This window comes from Baia soyae, from assembly GCF_004341445.1.
GTDB classification, from domain to species: Bacteria; Bacillota; Bacilli; order Thermoactinomycetales; family Thermoactinomycetaceae; genus Baia; species Baia soyae.
Window position 1 is genome coordinate 37,609 of record NZ_SLXV01000005.1, and the last position, 19,918, is coordinate 57,526.

At 43.3% G+C, this 19,918-nt stretch carries 17 protein-coding genes, 1 pseudogene and 1 other annotated feature; of the genes and pseudogenes, 11 read left to right on the forward strand and 7 right to left on the reverse strand.

The annotated features are described in order from the left end of the window. Positions 1-9: 9 nt before the first annotated feature. The 4 genes and pseudogenes from EDD57_RS02745 to EDD57_RS02760 all read right to left on the reverse strand — a co-directional run bounded on the left by EDD57_RS02745 (position 10) and on the right by EDD57_RS02760 (position 4,559). Positions 10-889 (reverse strand): annotated as a pseudogene (locus EDD57_RS02745) (isochorismatase). A gap of 14 nt (positions 890-903) precedes the next feature. After that, positions 904-2,532, reverse strand: coding sequence for a (2,3-dihydroxybenzoyl)adenylate synthase (locus EDD57_RS02750; protein ID WP_131847958.1), 1,629 nt, complete (start codon positions 2,530-2,532; stop codon positions 904-906). A 28-nt stretch (positions 2,533-2,560) separates the two neighbouring features. Then, positions 2,561-3,748: an isochorismate synthase DhbC gene (gene dhbC, locus EDD57_RS02755; protein WP_243649420.1), complete on the reverse strand. Its 1,188-nt coding sequence runs from the start codon at positions 3,746-3,748 to the stop codon at positions 2,561-2,563. Positions 3,749-3,767: 19 nt separating this feature from the next. Continuing rightward, entirely contained in the window at positions 3,768-4,559 is a 792-nt protein-coding gene (locus tag EDD57_RS02760; protein WP_131847959.1) for a 2,3-dihydro-2,3-dihydroxybenzoate dehydrogenase, read from the reverse strand. A gap of 297 nt (positions 4,560-4,856) precedes the next feature. Between EDD57_RS02760 and EDD57_RS02765 the strand changes: the two genes are divergently transcribed. The 7 genes from EDD57_RS02765 to EDD57_RS02795 all read left to right on the forward strand — a co-directional run bounded on the left by EDD57_RS02765 (position 4,857) and on the right by EDD57_RS02795 (position 11,879). Next, positions 4,857-5,798: an ABC transporter substrate-binding protein gene (locus EDD57_RS02765; protein WP_424205204.1), complete on the forward strand. Its 942-nt coding sequence runs from the start codon at positions 4,857-4,859 to the stop codon at positions 5,796-5,798. A 29-nt stretch (positions 5,799-5,827) separates the two neighbouring features. Then, positions 5,828-6,835 (forward strand): FecCD family ABC transporter permease, encoded by a 1,008-nt coding sequence (locus tag EDD57_RS02770; protein ID WP_131847960.1) that lies wholly within the window; start codon positions 5,828-5,830, stop codon positions 6,833-6,835. After that, the gene (locus EDD57_RS02775; RefSeq protein WP_131847961.1) at positions 6,828-7,838 is read left to right on the forward strand and encodes a FecCD family ABC transporter permease; all 1,011 of its coding nucleotides are present in this window, start codon (positions 6,828-6,830) and stop codon (positions 7,836-7,838) included. The genes EDD57_RS02770 and EDD57_RS02775 overlap by 8 nt, the downstream gene beginning before the upstream one ends. 18 nt (positions 7,839-7,856) lie before the next feature. After that, positions 7,857-8,690, forward strand: coding sequence for an ABC transporter ATP-binding protein (locus EDD57_RS02780; protein ID WP_131847962.1), 834 nt, complete (start codon positions 7,857-7,859; stop codon positions 8,688-8,690). Beyond that, entirely contained in the window at positions 8,687-9,511 is an 825-nt protein-coding gene (locus tag EDD57_RS02785; RefSeq protein ID WP_131847963.1) for an alpha/beta hydrolase, read from the forward strand. The genes EDD57_RS02780 and EDD57_RS02785 overlap by 4 nt, the downstream gene beginning before the upstream one ends. 109 nt (positions 9,512-9,620) lie before the next feature. Then, a complete protein-coding gene (locus EDD57_RS02790; RefSeq protein WP_131847964.1) occupies positions 9,621-10,589 on the forward strand; it encodes an asparaginase in 969 nt (322 codons plus the stop codon). Positions 10,590-10,607: 18 nt separating this feature from the next. After that, a complete protein-coding gene (locus EDD57_RS02795; RefSeq protein ID WP_165873644.1) occupies positions 10,608-11,879 on the forward strand; it encodes an NCS2 family permease in 1,272 nt (423 codons plus the stop codon). A 76-nt stretch (positions 11,880-11,955) separates the two neighbouring features. Here EDD57_RS02795 and EDD57_RS02800 read toward each other — a convergent pair whose 3' ends face one another. From EDD57_RS02800 to EDD57_RS02810, 3 genes are all read right to left on the reverse strand, one after another. Next, the gene (locus EDD57_RS02800; protein WP_131847966.1) at positions 11,956-12,927 is read right to left on the reverse strand and encodes a YpdA family putative bacillithiol disulfide reductase; all 972 of its coding nucleotides are present in this window, start codon (positions 12,925-12,927) and stop codon (positions 11,956-11,958) included. A gap of 73 nt (positions 12,928-13,000) precedes the next feature. Next, positions 13,001-14,284: a Glu/Leu/Phe/Val family dehydrogenase gene (locus EDD57_RS02805; protein ID WP_424205211.1), complete on the reverse strand. Its 1,284-nt coding sequence runs from the start codon at positions 14,282-14,284 to the stop codon at positions 13,001-13,003. Between the two features lie 209 nt (positions 14,285-14,493). Beyond that, on the reverse strand, positions 14,494-15,093 hold the full coding sequence (locus EDD57_RS02810) for a genetic competence negative regulator (RefSeq protein WP_131847967.1): 600 nt from the start codon (positions 15,091-15,093) through the stop codon (positions 14,494-14,496). A 719-nt stretch (positions 15,094-15,812) separates the two neighbouring features. On the opposite strand from EDD57_RS02810, the gene EDD57_RS02815 reads away from it, so the two are divergent. From EDD57_RS02815 to serA, 4 genes are all read left to right on the forward strand, one after another. After that, positions 15,813-16,022: a ferredoxin gene (locus tag EDD57_RS02815; protein ID WP_072330023.1), complete on the forward strand. Its 210-nt coding sequence runs from the start codon at positions 15,813-15,815 to the stop codon at positions 16,020-16,022. Positions 16,023-16,226: 204 nt separating this feature from the next. Continuing rightward, the gene (locus tag EDD57_RS02820; protein WP_131847968.1) at positions 16,227-16,721 is read left to right on the forward strand and encodes an inorganic diphosphatase; all 495 of its coding nucleotides are present in this window, start codon (positions 16,227-16,229) and stop codon (positions 16,719-16,721) included. Positions 16,722-16,851: 130 nt separating this feature from the next. Then, positions 16,852-17,091: a binding site (T-box leader), on the forward strand. 64 nt (positions 17,092-17,155) lie between these two features. Then, positions 17,156-18,313, forward strand: a complete 1,158-nt coding sequence (locus EDD57_RS02825) for a pyridoxal-phosphate-dependent aminotransferase family protein (RefSeq protein WP_131847969.1) — start codon at positions 17,156-17,158, stop codon at positions 18,311-18,313. Continuing rightward, positions 18,306-19,886 (forward strand): phosphoglycerate dehydrogenase, encoded by a 1,581-nt coding sequence (gene serA, locus EDD57_RS02830; protein WP_131847970.1) that lies wholly within the window; start codon positions 18,306-18,308, stop codon positions 19,884-19,886. The genes EDD57_RS02825 and serA overlap by 8 nt, the downstream gene beginning before the upstream one ends. The last annotated feature ends 32 nt before the right edge of the window (positions 19,887-19,918 follow it).

A 19,918-nucleotide genomic window follows, 5' to 3' on the forward strand; every position in this document is an offset into this window, starting at 1 on the left:
TGGTGTGAATTAAGCGTGTCGTTTAGCAGAAGATAATAGTTCCCACCAATGAGAAAGGGTTGGGTTCTCCGCCAGAGCAATAAAGTCAACCTCCACGCCATCCTGTCTCCAGCTCTCCACCAAACTCATCATCCGAATGGAATCAAGGCCTCTATCAAGTAGATTCTCTGTTTCCGAAATCGTTGCTTCTGGTTCATCTAATAAATGGGCTACTTGTTTACAAAGTGTCTCAAACGTCATAAGAATACTGCTCCTTTTTCAATTGCTCGATGATCTGATTTGTCGTAATGGTGTAAGCGCAGCGTGAAGCAGCATAATGCATGGCCATTTGATGATCCTGAAGGGAGAAATCAGCGACTGCATCTGCTACAAAGAAGGACTGAATGTCTTTCATAAATGCGTCACAAGCCGTAAGTAGGCATCCGATATGCGCGTACACTCCGCAAATGATAAGCTGGTCCCGTCCCTGCTCTTGCATGTATTCTAGTAGATCCGTTCTCTGAAAAGCACTATAACGCCATTTCGTCAGGACTCGGTCATTCGCTTCAGGCGAAAGCTCATCCACGATATCCGTCTGCAACGGGTCTTCTCCCATCCCTGGCCCCCAGAAATCAATCAGTAACGCTCGATCCTCTGGACTTTGATCTCCTGGTTGTGCCGAATAAACAGCCGGAATCTCCATTTCGCTGCATGTCTCTTTGAGAGATCGTATGTGATCCATCAACTCCACAATCGGCGATTGATTCACTTGATACGGGCGCATAAAGTACTTTTGCATGTCGTGAATCAGTAATACAGCACGCTTTGGATCGGCCTCCCAAGCAACTTTATTGGTAGGTAAATCGATCATTGTTGGCATCGCATAGGGTGTAATCAATGGAATCCCCATGGTTTCACTTCCTTTTAAACTTTTTTAAGTGTCATCTTCTCCACAATCATCTGGCGCAACATTTTTTTACTCACTTTTCCGAGTGGTGTCTTCGGGAATTTATCTACAAACTCAATCCGATCAGGAATTTTATATGCGGCAAGTCCCCTGTCCTGCAGAAAACGCCTAATTTCGGATGGAGTAGGACGATTCTCTCTTGGAATCATAAACGCACATGATCTCTCTCCGAGGAATGAGTCTGGCATCGATACGATGGATACATCTAAGAGGTCTGGATGAGCCAATAGATGATTCTCTACTTCTTCAGCGGCGATCTTCTCGCCACCGCGATTAATTTGATCTTTGTTTCTTCCCTCCACGATGATATAACCTTCCTTGCTCAACCTCACAATGTCCCCTGTCCGATAAAAACCGTCAGCGGTAAACGAACGAGCATTATGTTCTTCTGCTTTGTAATAACCTCGTATCGTATACGGACCACGGGTTAATAGTTCACCTGCTTCTCCTTGTGACACTTCCTGATCTTCTTCATCCACAATTCGAATCTCATCATAAGATGACATCGGTCTACCTTGTGTTTCATGAATCAAATCATCTGAATCATCAAGTCTCGTATAATTAACTAAGCCCTCCGCCATTCCAAACACCTGTTGAAGTGTACATCCGAACGAAGGCTTTACTCGCTTCGCCATCTCTGTACTAAACTTCGCTCCCCCAACTTGCAGCACTTTCAAGCTTGAAAAATCAAACGTACGTGTTTTAACCCCTTCAAGCCAGATAAGCGCAATCGGTGGAACCATCGCAGTGATCGTTACTCGTTCTTTCTCAATGAGTGGAAAAGTCTCATCTGGACTGGAGCCAGAAGATAGGACAACCCTTCCCCCCGCATACAAAGTACCGAGCACTCCAGGCGAACTAAGCGGAAAATTATGAGCAACTGGCAGCACTGCCATATAGACACTATCCACATTCATCTGACATACTTCATTACTCATACGAAGGCTATAAATATAATCATTATGAGTCCGCGGGATAAACTTAGGTAATCCTGTGCTTCCTCCCGATAATTGAAAAAGAGCGACATCTTCACCACTTACTTGTACCTCTATCATAGGTGATGAGTCATACACATTAGCTAGAGAGAGAAATCCACTTTCATTCCCCTCTCCCGTAACGAATACATGCTTTAATGAAGCGGTTTCTTCTTGAACCTTTGTAGCCAAAGAAACATAATCAAATCCAGCATGGCGGCTTCCTGGGATAATGTAAGCGACTGCTGCTGTAAATCCACAGAAATAGGAAATCTCACTATATCGATGAGTCGGAAGGGCTAGTACTGGAACCGCTCCCAATCGAAACAATGCAAAACAAACTTCAAAAAACTCGATCGTATTTGGAAGCTGAACAACCACCCGATCTCCTTTTTGAATCCCCCTCTTTTGCAATCCTGATGCAAGTTGATCTGCTCTATGATCTAGCTCCAGGTAGCTAATTTGAAGATCCCCTGCCGTAACTGCGATGCGCTCCCCATATAAGTTAGCACGCTCTCGCAAGATCTCGCCAAACGTTTCTCCCTGCCAACACTGGGTATCCTTGTATTTTTTGACAAAATCACTTGGCCAAGTTGAACAACCTGATAACATCATGCCCCTCCGCTCATATCATTCTGAATTATAAGGCTTTTGTTCCGATCCCCATCGCATAAAGCATCGTCCGCATCTTAGCTGATGTCTCCGCTAATTCGTCCTCCGATTTGGAACCTGATACCACTCCCGCCCCTGCATATAAGGACATCGACGCCCCTTCTAATTCAGCGCACCGAATCGCAACAGCCCACTCTCCGTCGCCACTCTCATCACACCAGCCAACCATACCGGTAAAATACCCTCGATCAAACGGCTCGATTTCTTGAATCGCTTGAAACGCTCTCTCTGTCGGATAACCACAAACAGCCGGCGTTGGATGCAAGGCAAGAGCTAGATCCAAGGAAGAGATCGAATCATCTAACGCCTCTCCTTTTACCACAGTTGAAAGATGCCACATGGTTTCAGTTTGGACAAGTGTCGGCATGCTCGGAACTTCTAGGTTCCGGCACAAAGGTTGCAATGCTCCCTTCACAGCCTCCACCACAATTCGATGCTCATGAAGATCTTTTTCCGATTGAAGTAACTCTTTCGCCCGTCTCTCATCTTCTACTGGATCTTCACTTCGCGGCCTAGACCCTGCAAGCGGATTCGCGATAACCATATGATCTAACTTGGAGACAAGAAGTTCAGGGCTCGCTCCCAAAAAAGTTCTCTGCTTCCCTTCCTCGACCTCTTCACTTCTTACATCAACAGCAAATGTAAAGCCTTGTGGATTATACTGCGCTAGCTTTTGTAGAATCCCTTTTGGATCAATCGATTCCGTCGCATGAACTCGTACTGATCTAGATAGGACCACCTTATCGAAATCCCCTGCTGCAATACCAGCAAGCCCTTTATCTACACCGGCTCGATATGCTTCTGGCGCTGGCACCGGCTCGATTTCAAATTGAGCCAATGGTGAGAACTCCTCATTTAATGCCTTCTCATATCGATGTGGCTCTGAAAATACGCACTTTTCCGGAATAACCAGTTGTAACTCATTTTGATGATCAAACGGAATTGCTCCCACAACCACGGGATGCTCATGCCCTTGTTCACGTGCATCTGACAACGCCTGCTTAACCAGATGAGCCACTTCACCCCCATCTACTACTCGCTTGAAAACACCTGTTCCGTGTACCACATTCCTCGGGGAAGCAAAATAAAAATCCCCTGCGGCGTACTCATCGAGCAACGGTTTCTCTTGTACTTCCTCCTGAACCATTCGATTCATGTTTCCATCTCCTCCTCAGCTAAACACCTAAAGTGGCTCCACCATCGATGCAAATATTTTGCATGGTAATATGGGACGATCGATCCGAAACCAAAAATAGTACGGTTTCCGCTATATCAATCGGCCTTGCTATCTTCCCAAGCGGAATTCCAAGTCGGTAGTCTTCACTCACTCCATTAATGCATCGATCTTTGCTACGTTGTTCATCATCTTGCCACAGCAATTTAAGCATGTCTGTCTCTGTTGATCCAGGAGAGACGATATTGCATCGAATGTTGTATTGCGCTAGTTCAAGACCTAGACACTTGGTAAACATCACTGCTGCTGCTTTAGAAGAAGCATAAGCAGAAAACGACATTCTCGGTGTGCTTGCGGCGTTCGACCCAACGGTTACAATCGAACCTCTTCTTCGTGGAATCATGCGCCGACTCACACTACGCGACAGATAAAAGACACCTGTCGAGTTAACAGCGAAGGTTTGCTCCCAATCTTCATCTGTCAGATTGCTGACTGTTCCCATCCGCAATACACCTGCTACATTTACTAAAACCTCAATCGGACCTATTTCCGCTTCGATCTGATCAACCACGCTCTCCACTTCGGTCCGGTTTCGAATATCCACTGGAAATACAGCTACATCCGATCCAGCCTCTTTCAACTCTGACTCCAACTGATAGAGCCCCTGTTCATCACGATCAAAAACCGCTACAAACATTCCACTCTTAGCGAGCTCCTGAGCAACGGTCCGTCCAATTCCTCCAGCAGCACCTGTTACAATCGCTACCCGACGATTTAACTTTGACTCCCCCATCGAACTTCATTCCTTTCAGTAACAAAACGTATCTATTTAAACAATCGAAAATGATTCTCAGTGTCATTCGCGCAAGTAAATGATAACTATTATCAATCTAATAGTCAATAAATATTAAGCTAGTTGTAAAATTATTTTTTTATATATTAAAGAAACAATTTTGTAATGAGATTGTTATATACCTTATCTTTTTGTGTTTTTAGTATTGACTCAAATGTCAATCAAGGCTATATTGGTGATGATAATGATTATCAATACTATTGTAACCTATTTGTTTACATAAAAGGAGAAAAAATAGTGAAAAAGAATGTAGTCAGACTTAATTTAATAGCCGTTTTTATGTTGTTATTCGTACTCGTTGCTTGTAACAACAAAACCGAAACCGTTTCCAGTGAAAGCGGAAACAAAACACAAACCCTTTCTTATCTGGGTAAAGAGTATAAAGTCCCTACTCAAGTGAAAAACATCGCAACCGCTAGTCTAGAAGCGATGGAAGATGCTGCTGTGCTTGGTGTAAAACCAGTAGGCTCTATTACAGTAGGAGGAAAAATTCCTAGTTACCTTGCCAAAGAGTTAGACGGCGCCAAATCAATCGGGGAAAAGCAACAACCTAATTACGAAGCTCTCCTCACTTTAAAGCCGGATGTCATTATGGGTACATCGAAGTTTCAACCAGACGTAGTAGAAAAGTTAAACAAAATGGCTCCTATGCTCCCTGTCTCCCATATCGCAACAAATTGGGAAGCGAATCTTAAGCTAATGGCGGATCTAACTAAGAACAAAGAAAAAGCAGAACAGATTATTGGTAAATTTAAAGAGGACGCTGCTAAATTGAAGGAATCCCTGCAACCTCTGAAAGATAAAAAAGTCGTCGTCATCCGAATTCGTAGTGGAAGCATCAACCTGTATGCAGATAATGCCTACTTCAACCCAATTTTATATAACGACCTAGGGCTAACCGTTCCAAAAGAACTCCAAACACTCAAAGCACCTGTTGTTTCATTGGAAAAGTTCGCTGAAATCAATCCAAATTATATCTTCGTTCAATTTGCCGAAAGTGAAAATGCTGACAAGAAACAAGCACTAGAAGACCTGAAAAAGAACCCAATCTGGAACAGCATCCAAGCGGTTAAAAACAAAAAAGTCTTTGTAAACGCAGTAGACCCGATGGCTCAAGGCGGAACAGCTTGGAGTAAAATCGCTTTCCTAAAAGCAGCAGAACAATTAAAGAATAAGTAAGCTAGCGCAAAGTTAGGTGTGTCACTGATATGGTAAATAAAAATCGAGTACCCAAATTGATCATTTTCACAGCTCCATTGCTGTTTGTTCTCGTCATTTTCCTATCCATTCTCTTTGGAGCGAAATCGATTGAACCAATGACCATTTGGAACGCAATCTTTCACTATCATGCAGACAACGTGGATCATGCGATTATTCAAAGCTCGCGATTCCCTAGAGCACTAGGCGCATTACTCGTAGGTGCATATCTAGCCATATCGGGCGCACTCATGCAGGGGATGACAAGAAATTATCTTGCATCCCCTTCTATTATGGGCGTTACGGATGGGTCCGTCTTTGTCATTACGCTATGCATGGTTTTCATTCCAAGCCTCTCTTCTTATCAGATGATATCTGCCTCTATGATCGGATCGGCACTAGGTGCCATCATCGTATTTGGCTTTGGTAATCTCGTTCGAAATGGGCTCTCTCCTATTCGACTGGCCATTATCGGTACCGTAATCGGTACTTTTTTAAGCAGTCTGTCCGCTGCGATTGCCTCCTACTTTCAAGTATCACAAAATGTTAGCTTTTGGTATAACGCTAGATTGCATCAGATTGATCCGAGTATGCTGAAACTAGCGATTCCTTTTGGTGTAATCGGAATCATCCTTGCCTTATACGTATCCAAATCCATTACCATTCTCTCACTAGGAGAAGATATCTCCATCGCCCTCGGGCAACGTACCAAGTACATAAAAGTGATGTCCATGTTAGCCGTTATATTCTTAACAGGAACGGCAGTTGCTCTAGTTGGAAAAATCGGATTCGTTGGACTTATCATCCCACATATGACTCGGTTTCTAGTAGGGATCGACTATAAATGGGTGATTCCCTGCGCAGGAATCGTGGGTGGGTTATTCCTCGCTGTATGCGATATCCTAAGCCGATTTATTAATTATCCGTTTGAAACGCCGATTGGTGTTTTGACTGCCATTATTGGTGTTCCTTTCTTCCTCTATCTCATTCGCACCAAGGGGGGAAAGAATGTTGTCTAAATCAACAGGCCCTCGATACGTAAAAAGCTTATTGATCCTGATTCCCTTATTCGTCACGATTTTTTATATCAGTTTAACCAATGGAACTTTTGACCTCACCATAAACGATGTCATACATACTCTCTTACGAATCAATCCTGTTCCAGCACATGATCTTGTCCTATTCGACTACCGACTCCCGAGAATTGTCGTTGCCAGTTTAGTCGGCTTGGGACTCGGAATCGCTGGAGCCGTCATCCAAGGGATCACAAAAAATGGATTAGCCGATCCTGGAATTTTAGGAATCAATGCAGGAGCAGGGGCTGCTATCGTTCTATTTCTTTTCTTCTTTCATGAACAATTTGGCTCGTTTTCGGTTCTCATGCAACCACTGTTTGGGTTGATTGGTGGACTAGTGGCTGCTGTTATTATTTATCTGTTAGCTTGGAAGAATGGTCGGATAGATACACAACGGCTGATTCTAACCGGGATTGCCATCAGCTCCGGCTTTGGCGCGCTCGCTATGTATCTATCCCTGAAAATGAAGGCATCCGACTTTGAAATGGCCACCGTCTGGACTACAGGGAGTGTATACAATGCGAACTGGCAATCGATTCTCGCCATGTTACCATGGTTCCTTCTTATCATCCCAATCTATCGAAAATCCTACTTGCTCGACTTGTTTCAACTAGAAGAATCGAGCTTGAAAAGCTTAGGGGTCTCGATCGAAAAAGAAAAAGCGATCCTTTTATTAAGTAGTATTGGGCTCGTAAGTGCCTGTGTCTCGGTCTCTGGTGGAATTGGCTTTATTGGTTTGATGGGTCCGCATATAGCCAAACAACTCGTCGGGCTACAGCACCGTTACATCATGCCTATCTGCGGCGTAATCGGCATGATTCTTGTCGTCGCATCCGATTTTATCGCCAAGAATCTATTTTCCCCAGCGGAAATATCAGTAGGGATCATCATTTCAATCATAGGTGTACCTTACTTTCTTTATTTACTATTAAAGGCTAGAAGTTAGATTTTAGGAGAGATCGCGATGAGTATCCTACGTGTAGAAAATGCGGAAGCAAGATATGAGGGGCATATCATCTTTGAAAATCTGTGCCTAGACGTAATCAAAGGAAAAATTACAACCATCATTGGTCCCAATGGTTGTGGGAAGTCCACTCTACTTAAAACCATGGGGCGAATTCTCAAACCGAAGGTTGGAAAAGTCTACTTACAGGAACAAGATATTAACACACTTCCTACGCAAGAAATTGCGAAGCGCCTTACCTTGCTTCCCCAAAACCCTGTAGCTCCTGGAGAACTTGAGGTAGAAGAACTGATTTCCTATGGTAGATATCCGCATCGGAAAAACATCAGCAAATTAACCACCGAGGATAAGGAAAAGATTGAATGGGCACTCGAAATTACTCACATCCTCCCCTATCGCAATCGTCCACTCGGTAGCTTATCAGGAGGACAAAGGCAAAAAGTCTGGTTAGCCATGGCGCTCGCGCAAGATACAACGGTCCTACTATTAGATGAACCAACTACTTATCTAGATTTAGCCCATCAACTAGATGTCTTGCAAATCGTCGAAAATCTAAATCAACATCATCAATGTACCGTTGTGATGGTACTACATGATATTAACCATGCCGCTCGATTTTCTCATGAAATTGTGGGGATGCGGGACGGAAACATCATCGCAACCGGGAGCCCTGATGAAATGATTACAGTAGATATCTTAAAGCAAATCTTTCATATCGATGCCCGAATCATGGTCGATCCATTTAATGGCTCACCTGTATGCTTTGGATACGAAAGTGCGTTAGCAGAAGAAGGGTTAGAATTGCTTACGAAAAAGGAGAATGTTGCCACATGAGCAGGAGCATCGAAAAACTCGAATCATCTTCTCCTCAGATAGACCGCTGGGTTATACATAGCAAAGAATTAAATCTACCCTACCATCTAGATATTTCTGTACCCACAAAACCAGCTCCACCTACAGGGTACCCAGTAATCTATATACTAGATGGGAATGCCTTTTTCCAGACCATACAGGAACAAGTTCGCTTACAATCAAAGCGGGCAGACAAAACAGGCATCCACCCTTCCATTGTCGTCAGCATCGGTTATCCAGGCGACAAAGACTTTAATCTTCCACGTCGCTTTTTTGATTTCACTGCACCATCCGCATCAGAGATTCCACCTAAGCCAAATGGTGAGAAATGGCCCGAATCAGGAGGGGCCGATCAGTTTCTCCACTTTATCGAAACCGAACTAAAGCCGTTTATTCTCGAGAAATACAAAGTAGATGAAAGCAAGCAGACCCTTTTAGGCCATTCTCTAGGAGGTTTGTTCGTTCTCGAAGTACTCTTTACCAAACCTCAAGCTTTCCAAGGGTATGTCGCCAGCAGTCCTTCGATTTGGTGGAACCAATGTGATGTTTTAACGAGAGAAGCCAATCTCCCTTCTCTCCTCTCATCCATTTCTTCCGAAGTTCGGCTCTTTCTGACGGTTGGCTCCTTAGAACTGGATCACATGGTCAAAGATGCTACTGCGCTAGCTAAAAGACTCCAAGCCCTAAACCACGACTCATTCAAAATGAACTTTCACAACGCAGAATTTGAAAATCATTTATCTGTCGTAGCTACCACACTCAGCCGTGCTCTACGTTTTGCCGGAAATAACGAGATATCATAAAGTTAAACCGATCGGTATGCAGATCCTAATTGCATGCCGATCTCTTTGATTTCATACATCTTTATCGTATAATACTAAGGTTAGTCATCACGGAAAGGCAGGCACTTGGATGAAAACCATTCAAATCATTACAACAGGTGGCACGATTGGGATGGCTGTAGATCCCGAATCGCAAGGAGCAAAACCGACTAGCTTCTCATTTATCACAGATAACATTTCTCTATTTTCACCTTATGCCCACATACAAGTGGATTCTTATCTTAATATCCCAAGCCCACATATGACACTGAATCATATGGTAAATCTCGCTCAAAAAGTGACACATTATCTGGAGCAACCCGAAATTGATGGAGTCGTCATCACCCATGGGACTGATACCATGGAGGAAACTGCCTATTATCTACAACATGTCTTACCAAAAGGAAAGCCAGTTATCATAACAGGCTCAATGTCGAATCAAAGCGAGGCTAGTTTTGATGGACTGCAAAATCTCGTTCACTCTGTACATATTGCAACTTTGCCTGAATCTGCACCCCATGGAGTCTTAGTTGTGTTTCAAAATGAGGTGCACAGCCCGATCTATATGACGAAAACATATCCAGACCGCCTTCCTTTCTTCGAATCCTTAGTAGTGGGTCCGATGGCAAAGCGATTAAAAGCAGATGAATTCGAATGGATTGTCCCAGCACTCGACCACCCGCAATTCCCCATCCAATACTTAACCAAAGATGTCGTCCTCTTCACTGCTTATGCAGGCATGGATTGTTCTTACATCGATTGGGCAATTGCTAATAAAAAGGATGGCATCATCATTCAAGCACTCGGTTTCGGACATTTACCCCCGGCTGTCATCCCTTCCATAGTAGTAGCGATTCAATCCGGTATCCCCGTAGTCATCACTTCACGATGTGCTTATAGTACGACAGGTACCGCGTATGCATATGAAGGAGGAGGGAAACATTTAGAAGAACTTGGCTGTATCCTTGCCCAAGGAAATGGTCAGAAAATAAGAATTTTCCTAAGTATGATCCTAGAGCAAACAACCAATTTAACCAAAATCAAAACCTACTTTAGTTAGAAATCGAGGGAATCAATCTTGAAACCACTTCTTTCACTCTTTGAGTTTGAAAAAAATAATACTACGTTTCAACGAGAAATTACCGCAGGCTTAACCGCATTTTTCACCGTAGCCTATATCATCGTGGTAAATAGTTCCATCCTCCATGATAGCGGGATTAATCTTCAAATGGCCGTTTTAGCAACTGTTTTTGTTTCGATCTTCGGATGTCTATTGATGGGGCTATATGCAAATGCTCCTATCGTCCTCGTACCCGGCATGGGCATTAACACGTATTTCACCTATACCATCGTACACAACCAAGGTTTATCGTGGCAGTCAGCCCTGGGAATCGTCGTGGTCTCTGGTCTTATTTTCATCATCGTCGCGTTTTCCAGCATAGGGGTAAAAATCACCAAATCCATCCCTGCATCTCTGAAGCACGCCATCTCCGTTGGTATTGGTGTCCTTATCACCTTTATTGGTCTGCAAAAAGGCGGAGTCGTCTTGGTTCACCCTCAAACAGGGCTTCAATTAGGGAGTCTGAGTGATCCCCAAGTGATCCTAACCTTAATTGGTCTTTTGATTGCACTCGTCTTATTTATACTTGATCTAAAAACAGCATTTTTGCTAACCATTCTCTCCATCACTGGCTTAGCCGCTTATATTGGAATCATAAACTTATCAGGGTCAAAGCCCCTACACATAAGCGAATACTCCTCGTTCTTTGGCTCATTTTCGCTCAAAGATATTGGTACAGTAGATTTCTGGTTAGCTGTTTTCTCGTTAACCCTTCTTTCTGTGTTTGAACATGTTGGCTTACTTCAAGGACTACTACCTAACAAAGATCGTTTTGCGCGATCCTTAAAAGCAGGTTCCATTACAGCTATGGTATCCGGATTATTTGGCACCAGTCCGACCATTAGTGCAGCCGAAAGCGCGGCTGGAACAGCGGTAGGGGGACGAACAGGGCTCACAGCAATCACAGCTGGAATTGCATTTGCGTTTACACTGTTGTTCTTACCATTTATCAACATGATTCCAAACAGTGCTACCTCTCCCATACTCGTCATCGTTGGAGCACTCATGTTTCAATCCGTAAAAGAGATTCCGTTCCATAATCTCAGCGAAGCCATCCCTGCCTTTTTGCTTATCATCTTCATCGGCTTCACACAAAGCATCCCAGACGGAATGGCATTCGGCTTTATCAGCTACGCCATTATTCGGATTATCAATAAAGATTTCCGTAAAGATAATATTGTGTTATTTGTAATTGCAGGACTCTTCCTGATATCGTTGTTTTTGAAGTAAATGAATAGACAAAAAAGACCCCCTTACCAATTAAGATGGCTGAGGGGGTCTTTTGCTTTCTCTGTTACATTATCTATTACTTAAACCGCTTCCTTATTAAATCCTCTGCTATCTTCTTCCCATGATAACGGCCATTTTCTATAAAAATCTTAGTCGAATCAAATCCTGTAGCAACTACGCCTGCTAAATAGGCACCTGGGATACCCGTTTCCATCGAGTCGCTTAAAATGGGAACATATCGCTTGGAATCGATCTCAACACCCAGTTTCTCTAAAAACGATAGATTAGGACGATAGCCAATCATGGCAAATACGACATCGGCAGGAATCGATATCTGTTCCCCCTTTGCATCCACAATCACCTCATGGGGTGTAATCTCCTTCATTTGTGCTCCCCAGACCATCTTCACTCGTCCATGTTCAATAGCTGCTTCAATTTGTGGTAGCACCCATGCCTTCACGCTAGATGGAAAAGCATCCTTACGATATACCATCGTGACATCCGTTCCTGCTAATGATAGCTCTAAAGCTGTATCAATAGCAGAGTTACGACCACCTATGACGACCGCCTTTTGATGCGCATAAGGGTGTGCATCTTTAAAGTAGTGATGGACATGAGGCAAATCCTCCCCAGGTACCGCTAGTAAATTAGGATTATCATAATAACCAGTAGCAAGGATTACATTTCGGGCCTCATAAACCTGTTTCCCTTGGCGATTTTCACTTGTTATGCGAAATCCATCTGGTGTTCTCTGTATATCGACTACTTCTTCATGTGTATGAATCCGAATTTGAAACAGATGAGCCAATGTACGAAAATACTTGAGTGCCTCTTCCCTACTTGGCCTCTCTTTAGAAGAGATAAAAGGAACTCCACCAATTTCGATCTTATCCGGAGTGCTAAAAAAAGTCATAGATGATGGGTAGTGATAGACAGAGTTAACAGCACATCCCTTTTCTAAGATGAGTGGCTCGATTCCCGCCTTTTTCAATTCAATAGCTGTAGATAATCCACAAGGACCCGCACCAATAATGATGGCTTCCTGCATCAAACTTCATTCCTTTGCCAAAAGAAAAACACCCGTTTATAGGGCGTTTTTCTATTCGAGATCGTTATTTTTATTATACCCAACCTCTGAAGCGTGATGCCTCAGCCATCTTTCGTACCCCTACCATGTAGGCGGCCAAGCGCATGTCCACTCCCCGAGATTCAGCAGCGTTATAAACATTCTCAAAGCCTTTAACCATCACTTTTTCGAGTTTCTCTTCCACTTCTTCCTCAGTCCAGTAATAACCTTGATTGTTCTGAACCCACTCGAAATAAGAGACAGTTACTCCACCCGCACTTGCCAGTACGTCTGGAACGATCAAAACACCGCGTTCATGAAGGATTTTCGTCGCTTCAAGTGTCGTTGGACCATTCGCCGCTTCTACTACAATGCCCGCCTTAATGTTATGAGCATTTTTCGCCGTAATCTGGTTTTCGACAGCAGCTGGAACCAGAATATCACAATCAAGCTCTAATAGCTCTTGGTTTGTAATCGTCTCTTTAAACAAGTTCGTTACAGTCCCAAAAGAATCACGACGCTCGATCAAATATTCTATATCTAAGCCATCTGGATCATGCAAAGCCGCCTGAGCATCGGAAATCCCGATTACTTTTGCGCCTGCTTCATGCATAAATTTCGCTAGGAAACTACCTGCATTACCAAAACCTTGAACCACAACTCGCGCGCCTTTTAGTTCTAAGCCACGTTTTTTAGCGGCTTCTCCGATCATGATCGTAACACCTTTAGCAGTAGCCGTTTCACGTCCTCGTGATCCTCCAAGCACCAAAGGCTTACCTGTAATAAAGCCAGGTGAATCGAATTCACGAATACGGCTATATTCATCCATCATCCATGCCATTACTTGCGAGTTTGTAAACACATCTGGTGCAGGGATATCCTTTGTAGGCCCCACTAGTTGGCTAATAGCTCGTACATAGCCACGAGAGATACGTTCTAGCTCACCAAATGACATTTGACGCGGATCACAGATGATACCACCTTTACCACCGCCGTATGGCAAATCGACAATTCCCGATTTTAAACTCATCCAAATTGAAAGCGCTTTCACTTCTGATTCGGTCACATCCGGATGAAAACGTACTCCACCCTTAGTCGGACCCACTGCATCATTATGTTGCGCGCGATATCCAGTAAATACCTGCACAGAACCGTCATCCATTTTAATGGGAATACGCACAGTCAATACGCGTAGGGGTTCCTTTAACAACTCATACATCGCTTCTGAATATCCAAGCTTATCAAGTGCTTCTTTAATAACGGTTTGTGTTGATACAAGTACATCTAGATTTTCCTGTTCACGAGACTCCTGACCTGTGGCCATCGTATGTTGTCCCATCATTACCACCTCGAAGAGTAATTACAAATAAAAGAAAAAGACTAAAGCGTTGCAGAAATGTAATAGCAAACCAAGTATACACCAATTATATTAGGTAAGAGAACCCCTATCACTACCACACTCTACTACATTATGATTCCAGAATCAATTGTATAGAGCAAAATGGATTTTTATTGATGACAAAAAGCACGTCCTATGCCGGACGTGCCTCAATCACTTGTACCAAAACATTTATTAATCTCACGGATCGCATTATTCCCCCAGATTACTTTGCCATACTCAGTAAGAACAGCATCCGTGACTGTAGAGGCTTCTCCATACTCAGATAACATTGCGACCAGTGTATCCAGATTAGGTGCTTCCAATCCTTCATCTAGCACTAGATAGTAAACATCTTGGTAGGTGTATACTCTTCCACCTTGAGGAATAATTGACTTCATGCGTATCGCTGCCTGAATCAGATATTCGAGGTCAGAAAAACGGAAAATAACTCGATCCGTCTCTTCCATAGTGACTTCTAACTCATACATATCATCTGTATCAAAGTCATCATCGCTTGCCTGTGGTGTACGACCACGAGTTACCACCACAACCATACCTTGTGCAGGCATTGCAAACACCTCTACTGCAACAGGTCCAGCAATCTCAAAGCCCAATTCTTGGTATGCATGCTCCATCATATCGTTGAACAATTCATGTACCTTAGGGATATCACGCCACATGTCTTCTTTCTTGATCCCGCGATCCATGAGATCGTCTAAGGTCAAGAAGAAACGGACCTTGTCTCCCCCTAGACGCTCGACACGCATGATTAACCCTCCCTCACTGGAGACCTCCACAACATATAATATGTGGAGAAAGAGTGAACCGTTCCGTCCTCGGGTCTCCATTTCTTTCTTCTTTTATTTTACACGATTTAGTAAGCTTTTGCATTAGCCACTCAAAGCCACGTGGTGGTTTTCTGTTTCTTTACCCATCTTTTCCCCTCTTGTAAACCTATTAACAAACAAAAAAGGAGAATAATCAACGGAGAAGACCAGATTAATAATAAGAGAAGTCCTATGTATCCTAGACAGATAAAAAACTCAATATTTATCCCTTTCCGTAGCCGTTCCCAAGGTAGCTCCAACAACATACCAAATATATATAAAAAGTTAGTAATGCATAAAAAAACACTGCTGATATAAAATAACATAACAATCAGGAAGCGATAGTTTAGATACTGCCACCAACTATTTGTGTCAGTGTAGTCTAAGCTCACTGCCACAAAAACAAGCAAAGATGTAAACAGAAGCAAAGAAATCTTTCGCACTATCATAGTATGTTTCTCCTTTAATGTTTGAAACTAGTCTATGAGCTTAGACAAGCAAACATCCTTCTCCATTTACGAAATAACAAAAAAATCTTGATCTTTTCGCAATGAGCATTTTGTTTTCCCTTGCAATCTATAGGAAATCGTTCTAAAATGAGGTTTGGAAGTGGACTTTGTTCACAATTTTGCTTGATAAACGAGAGGGGTTTGAAACCTATGCGTACTTGGGTTGATAAAGACACATGTATTGCTTGTGGCGCATGTGGAGCAACCGCACCAGACGTGTATGATTACGATGAAGATGGTATCGCATTCGTAATCCTCGACGACAATACTGGTACTGCTGATGTACCTGATAATTTACATGATGACGTTCGCGACGCTCAAGAAGGCTGTCCAACTGATTCTATCAAAGTTGAAGACTAATATTTTTTTGAGACTTGCAATCATTCATATGTATGATTGCAACTACAATACCTAGTGAGCTTCTATTGAAGTCTACTAGGTATTGTTTTTTATTTGCTTCCTCTTGAAAAACTGAATACAATGGGAATAGACGAAAATCGGTAGCAAAACTTGCTCCACACGATCGTCCATTACATATCGCATTACAATTTAGGAGGAACTCTTATGTCTAAAGAACTAGTAGTAGATGCTTTTATTGAAATTCCTACAGGAAGTCAAAACAAATATGAATTTGACAAAGAAAACGGTGTGTTCCGTCTGGATCGTGTATTATTTTCCCCTATGCATTATCCAACCGAATACGGCTACTTAGAAGGAACCCTTGCTAAAGATGGTGATCCACTTGACATCCTAGTCCTTACAAGCTTCCCAACCTTCCCAGGTTGCGTCATCTCTAGCCGTATAGTTGGCGTACTAGTCATGTCAGATGACAAAGGCCAAGATGAAAAAGTACTTGCTGTACCAACAGAAGATCCACGTTTTAAAGACATCAAATCCTTGGATGACGTAACTGATCATGTGAAGAAAGAAATCGAACATTTCTTCCGCGTCTACAAAGATCTTGAAAACAAAACCACCGTCATCGAAGGTTGGCAAGGCGCAGATTTCGCTGCTAATCTATACCAAGAATGCTTAGATCGTTATCAAAGCAATAAATAAAAATAATGATACAAACAGTCTAAAGAGAGCCGATTTGGCTCTCTTTCTTATATAATCTGCTAAAAAACACGAATTAAAATCCGTTGACTCGTTATATTATTCGTGTTAATGTAGATGAAACTTCAAATATGACATTACTTTGATGGAGCCAAATGAATGCATTCACTCTCAGAGAGCCGGTGGTAGGTGCGAACCGGTAGGAAATCATTCATAGAGCACTCCGGAGTAGACTAGCTGAACTCTATGAATAGTAGGTTAGTACGGTGGAAACCGTTATCCCATGTGTCGATATGTTTTATTTCGACCAACAAGGTCATATGTGTGAGCATATGACAAACTGAGGGTGGCACCACGACCTTTCGTCCCTCATCCATAATAGGATGAGTATGGGATGAAAGGTCTTTTTTTATTACCTTTGAGGAGGAATTATACCCATGACATTTTCGGAAAAGTTTCATCTACGCATCCCCGGGCCTACGCCCATCCCATCACGAGTTCAACAAGCGATGAATCAACCGATCTTCGGACATCGTAGCCCTGAAGCCACACAGCTCATTCTCGAATGTAGTCAACAACTAAAGCCTATTTTTGGCACAGAGCAAGACCCGCTCATTCTCACCAGTAGCGGTACATCTGCCTTAGAAGCGGCTGTTATCAACACATTATCGCCTGGGGACGAAGCTCTAGTGATCGTCACAGGAGCATTTGGCGACCGCTTTGCAAAAATCGTGGAGCGTTATGGATTCACACTACATCGGCTCGATATCGAATGGGGGAAAGCATGTAGACCTGAACAGTTACAAGCAGCACTCCAGCAGCACCCTAAGACGAAAGCTGTTTTTGTCACGTACTGTGAGACGTCTACAGGTGTCTTAAATCCGATTCAAGAACTATCTCAAGTGGTTCGCACTCACTCAGAAGCTCTTTTCATCGTAGATGGTGTTAGTTGCTTAGGCGCCGTACCTTGTCAGATGGACGACTGGGGACTTGATATAGTCGTAACGGGTTCACAAAAAGCCCTTATGCTCCCACCAGGGTTAGCGTTTATCGCCGTCAGCGAGCGTGCATGGGGAGAAATTGAACAGAATCAAACATCTAGTTTCTATCTAGATTTACTTCGTTATCGAGACAGCTTATCACAAAACACAACTCCTTATACTCCGGCTGTTTCCCTGCTTCTAGGTCTAAAAGAAGCACTATGCATGTTAGAAGAAGAGGGGTTGGAGCAAGTCTTTAAGCGACATGAGTTATTGATGAACATGTGCCGAGCAGGAGTGCAAAGCCTTGGACTCACCCTCATGGCAAGTGATCAAGACTCCTCTCCTACTGTTACCTCGATTTACGGTGGAGCTGAGGCATGGAGTTCAGAAGACGTAAGAAAGCATTTAAAACAATTACGCGTCTTAGTAGCGGGTGGACAACAACATTTAAAAGGACAGATATTCCGTATCGGTCATATGGGCTACTGTGATTCTCTAGACGTACTAACCGCTTTAAGCGCACTCGAAATCGCCCTTATCCAAGCAGGAGCATCTGTTTCACTTGGTTCTGGCGTAAAAGCAGCTCAGGAGGTGTACCTTAACCATGTATAAAGTACTTATTACGGATCCACTAAGCGATCTTGGAATCGAAAAATTACTACACGCAACCGATGTGCAAGTAATTCGCCAAACCAATCTAACCCCCGAACAGCTCCTTATCGCGATCGAAGATGTTGATGCCTTACTCGTACGTAGCCAGACAAAGGTAACGGCTGATGTTATCGCAAAAGGGAAAAAACTAAAGGTAATTGGCCGAGCAGGAGTGGGTGTTGATAACATTGATGTCTTGGCTGCTACACAGCACGGTGTCATTGTTCTCAATGCACCAGATGGAAACACCATCTCCACTGCTGAGCACACCTTTGCCATGATGATCTCCCTCGCCCGTAACATCCCACAAGCTTACCGTTCTACGGTCCAAGGAGAATGGAAACGGAAAGAGTTTGTCGGGATAGAGCTAAATAAAAAGACTCTCTCCATCATTGGCTTAGGAAGAATTGGGGCTGAACTGGCTAAGAAAGCAAAAGCATTTCGCATGCAGGTAGTCGCCTTCGACCCGTATCTGACCGAAGAGCGTGCAGAGAAGTTAGGGGTGCAAAAAGCGACCCTTCATGAAGCGATTGCCCAAGGAGACTTTATCTCCGTCCATACCCCTCTCACCAAGCAAACTCGTCATCTCATTAGTGATCATGAATTTACCATGATGAAAGACGGCGCACGCATCTTAAACTGTGCTCGTGGTGGCATTATTGACGAAGATGCTCTATATCGAGCGCTAGTGGAGGGCAAAGTAGCAGGTGCCGCATTAGATGTGTTTGAAATAGAGCCTCCTGTTGAGCACCCTCTATTTGGTTTGGAGCAAGTAATCGTAACTCCCCACTTAGGAGCCTCTACGGTGGAAGCTCAAGAAAACGTAGCAATCGACGTATCCGAAGAAGTGCTGAAAGTATTACGTGAGGAAGCATTTAAAAATGCGGTCAACTTACCTTCCATCCCAGCAGATCTACAACAAAAAATTGCCCCTTATCAAACATTAGTAGAAAAATTGGGTGAGTTTGTAGCCCAAATTTCGAAAGGTGCACTGAAAAAAATCACCGTTACCTACGCAGGTGACGTGGCAAATATGGAAGTAGCACCGCTCACACGTACCATTCTAAAAGGGGTGCTTTCGCATCATCTTTCTGACGTCAATTATATAAATGCTCCTGAGATCGCTAAGCAACGTGGTATTCAGATCGTTGAGCAGAAATCTTCTCATAACCACGGATTTACACAGTTAATCAGTGTCCATGTAGAGACGGAACAAGATTCCTATAGCGCAGAAGGAACCCTCTTAAATGGATTTGGCGCTCGTATCACGAAAGTAAACGGCTATTCGGTGGATCTCTCCCCTACCGGGCATCTCCTCTTTATCGAGCATCAAGACCAACCGGGGGTAATCGGGAAGGTGGGAACCTTGCTCGGCACTTATAAGGTAAATATCGCGACCATGCAAGTAGGACGTGAAACCATCGGTGGGCAAGCAATTATGCTCCTCCATATTGATAAAGCAATTGATGAAACTCTGCAAATGGACTTACAAAAAGTTGATTCCATCCAAAAGGTGACGATCTTAGAATTGTAGTCTAAAATGGATAGGACTCGAAAAGAAAGGGT

What these genes read in the sequence shown, in the direction of transcription:
- dhbC (WP_243649420.1), bottom strand. Translation starts at nt 3,748, where the DNA reads ATGAATCGAATGGTTCAGGAGGAAGTACAAGAGAAACCGTTGCTCGAT.
- EDD57_RS02820 (WP_131847968.1), top strand. Translation starts at nt 16,227, where the DNA reads ATGTCTAAAGAACTAGTAGTAGATGCTTTTATTGAAATTCCTACAGGA.
- EDD57_RS02760 (WP_131847959.1), bottom strand. Translation starts at nt 4,559, where the DNA reads ATGGGGGAGTCAAAGTTAAATCGTCGGGTAGCGATTGTAACAGGTGCT.
- EDD57_RS02800 (WP_131847966.1), bottom strand. Translation starts at nt 12,927, where the DNA reads ATGCAGGAAGCCATCATTATTGGTGCGGGTCCTTGTGGATTATCTACA.
- EDD57_RS02825 (WP_131847969.1), top strand. Translation starts at nt 17,156, where the DNA reads ATGACATTTTCGGAAAAGTTTCATCTACGCATCCCCGGGCCTACGCCC.
- EDD57_RS02810 (WP_131847967.1), bottom strand. Translation starts at nt 15,093, where the DNA reads ATGCGTGTCGAGCGTCTAGGGGGAGACAAGGTCCGTTTCTTCTTGACC.
- EDD57_RS02815 (WP_072330023.1), top strand. Translation starts at nt 15,813, where the DNA reads ATGCGTACTTGGGTTGATAAAGACACATGTATTGCTTGTGGCGCATGT.
- EDD57_RS02790 (WP_131847964.1), top strand. Translation starts at nt 9,621, where the DNA reads ATGAAAACCATTCAAATCATTACAACAGGTGGCACGATTGGGATGGCT.
- EDD57_RS02780 (WP_131847962.1), top strand. Translation starts at nt 7,857, where the DNA reads ATGAGTATCCTACGTGTAGAAAATGCGGAAGCAAGATATGAGGGGCAT.
- EDD57_RS02785 (WP_131847963.1), top strand. Translation starts at nt 8,687, where the DNA reads ATGAGCAGGAGCATCGAAAAACTCGAATCATCTTCTCCTCAGATAGAC.
- EDD57_RS02805 (WP_424205211.1), bottom strand. Translation starts at nt 14,284, where the DNA reads ATGGGACAACATACGATGGCCACAGGTCAGGAGTCTCGTGAACAGGAA.
- serA (WP_131847970.1), top strand. Translation starts at nt 18,306, where the DNA reads ATGTATAAAGTACTTATTACGGATCCACTAAGCGATCTTGGAATCGAA.
- EDD57_RS02770 (WP_131847960.1), top strand. Translation starts at nt 5,828, where the DNA reads ATGGTAAATAAAAATCGAGTACCCAAATTGATCATTTTCACAGCTCCA.
- EDD57_RS02750 (WP_131847958.1), bottom strand. Translation starts at nt 2,532, where the DNA reads ATGTTATCAGGTTGTTCAACTTGGCCAAGTGATTTTGTCAAAAAATAC.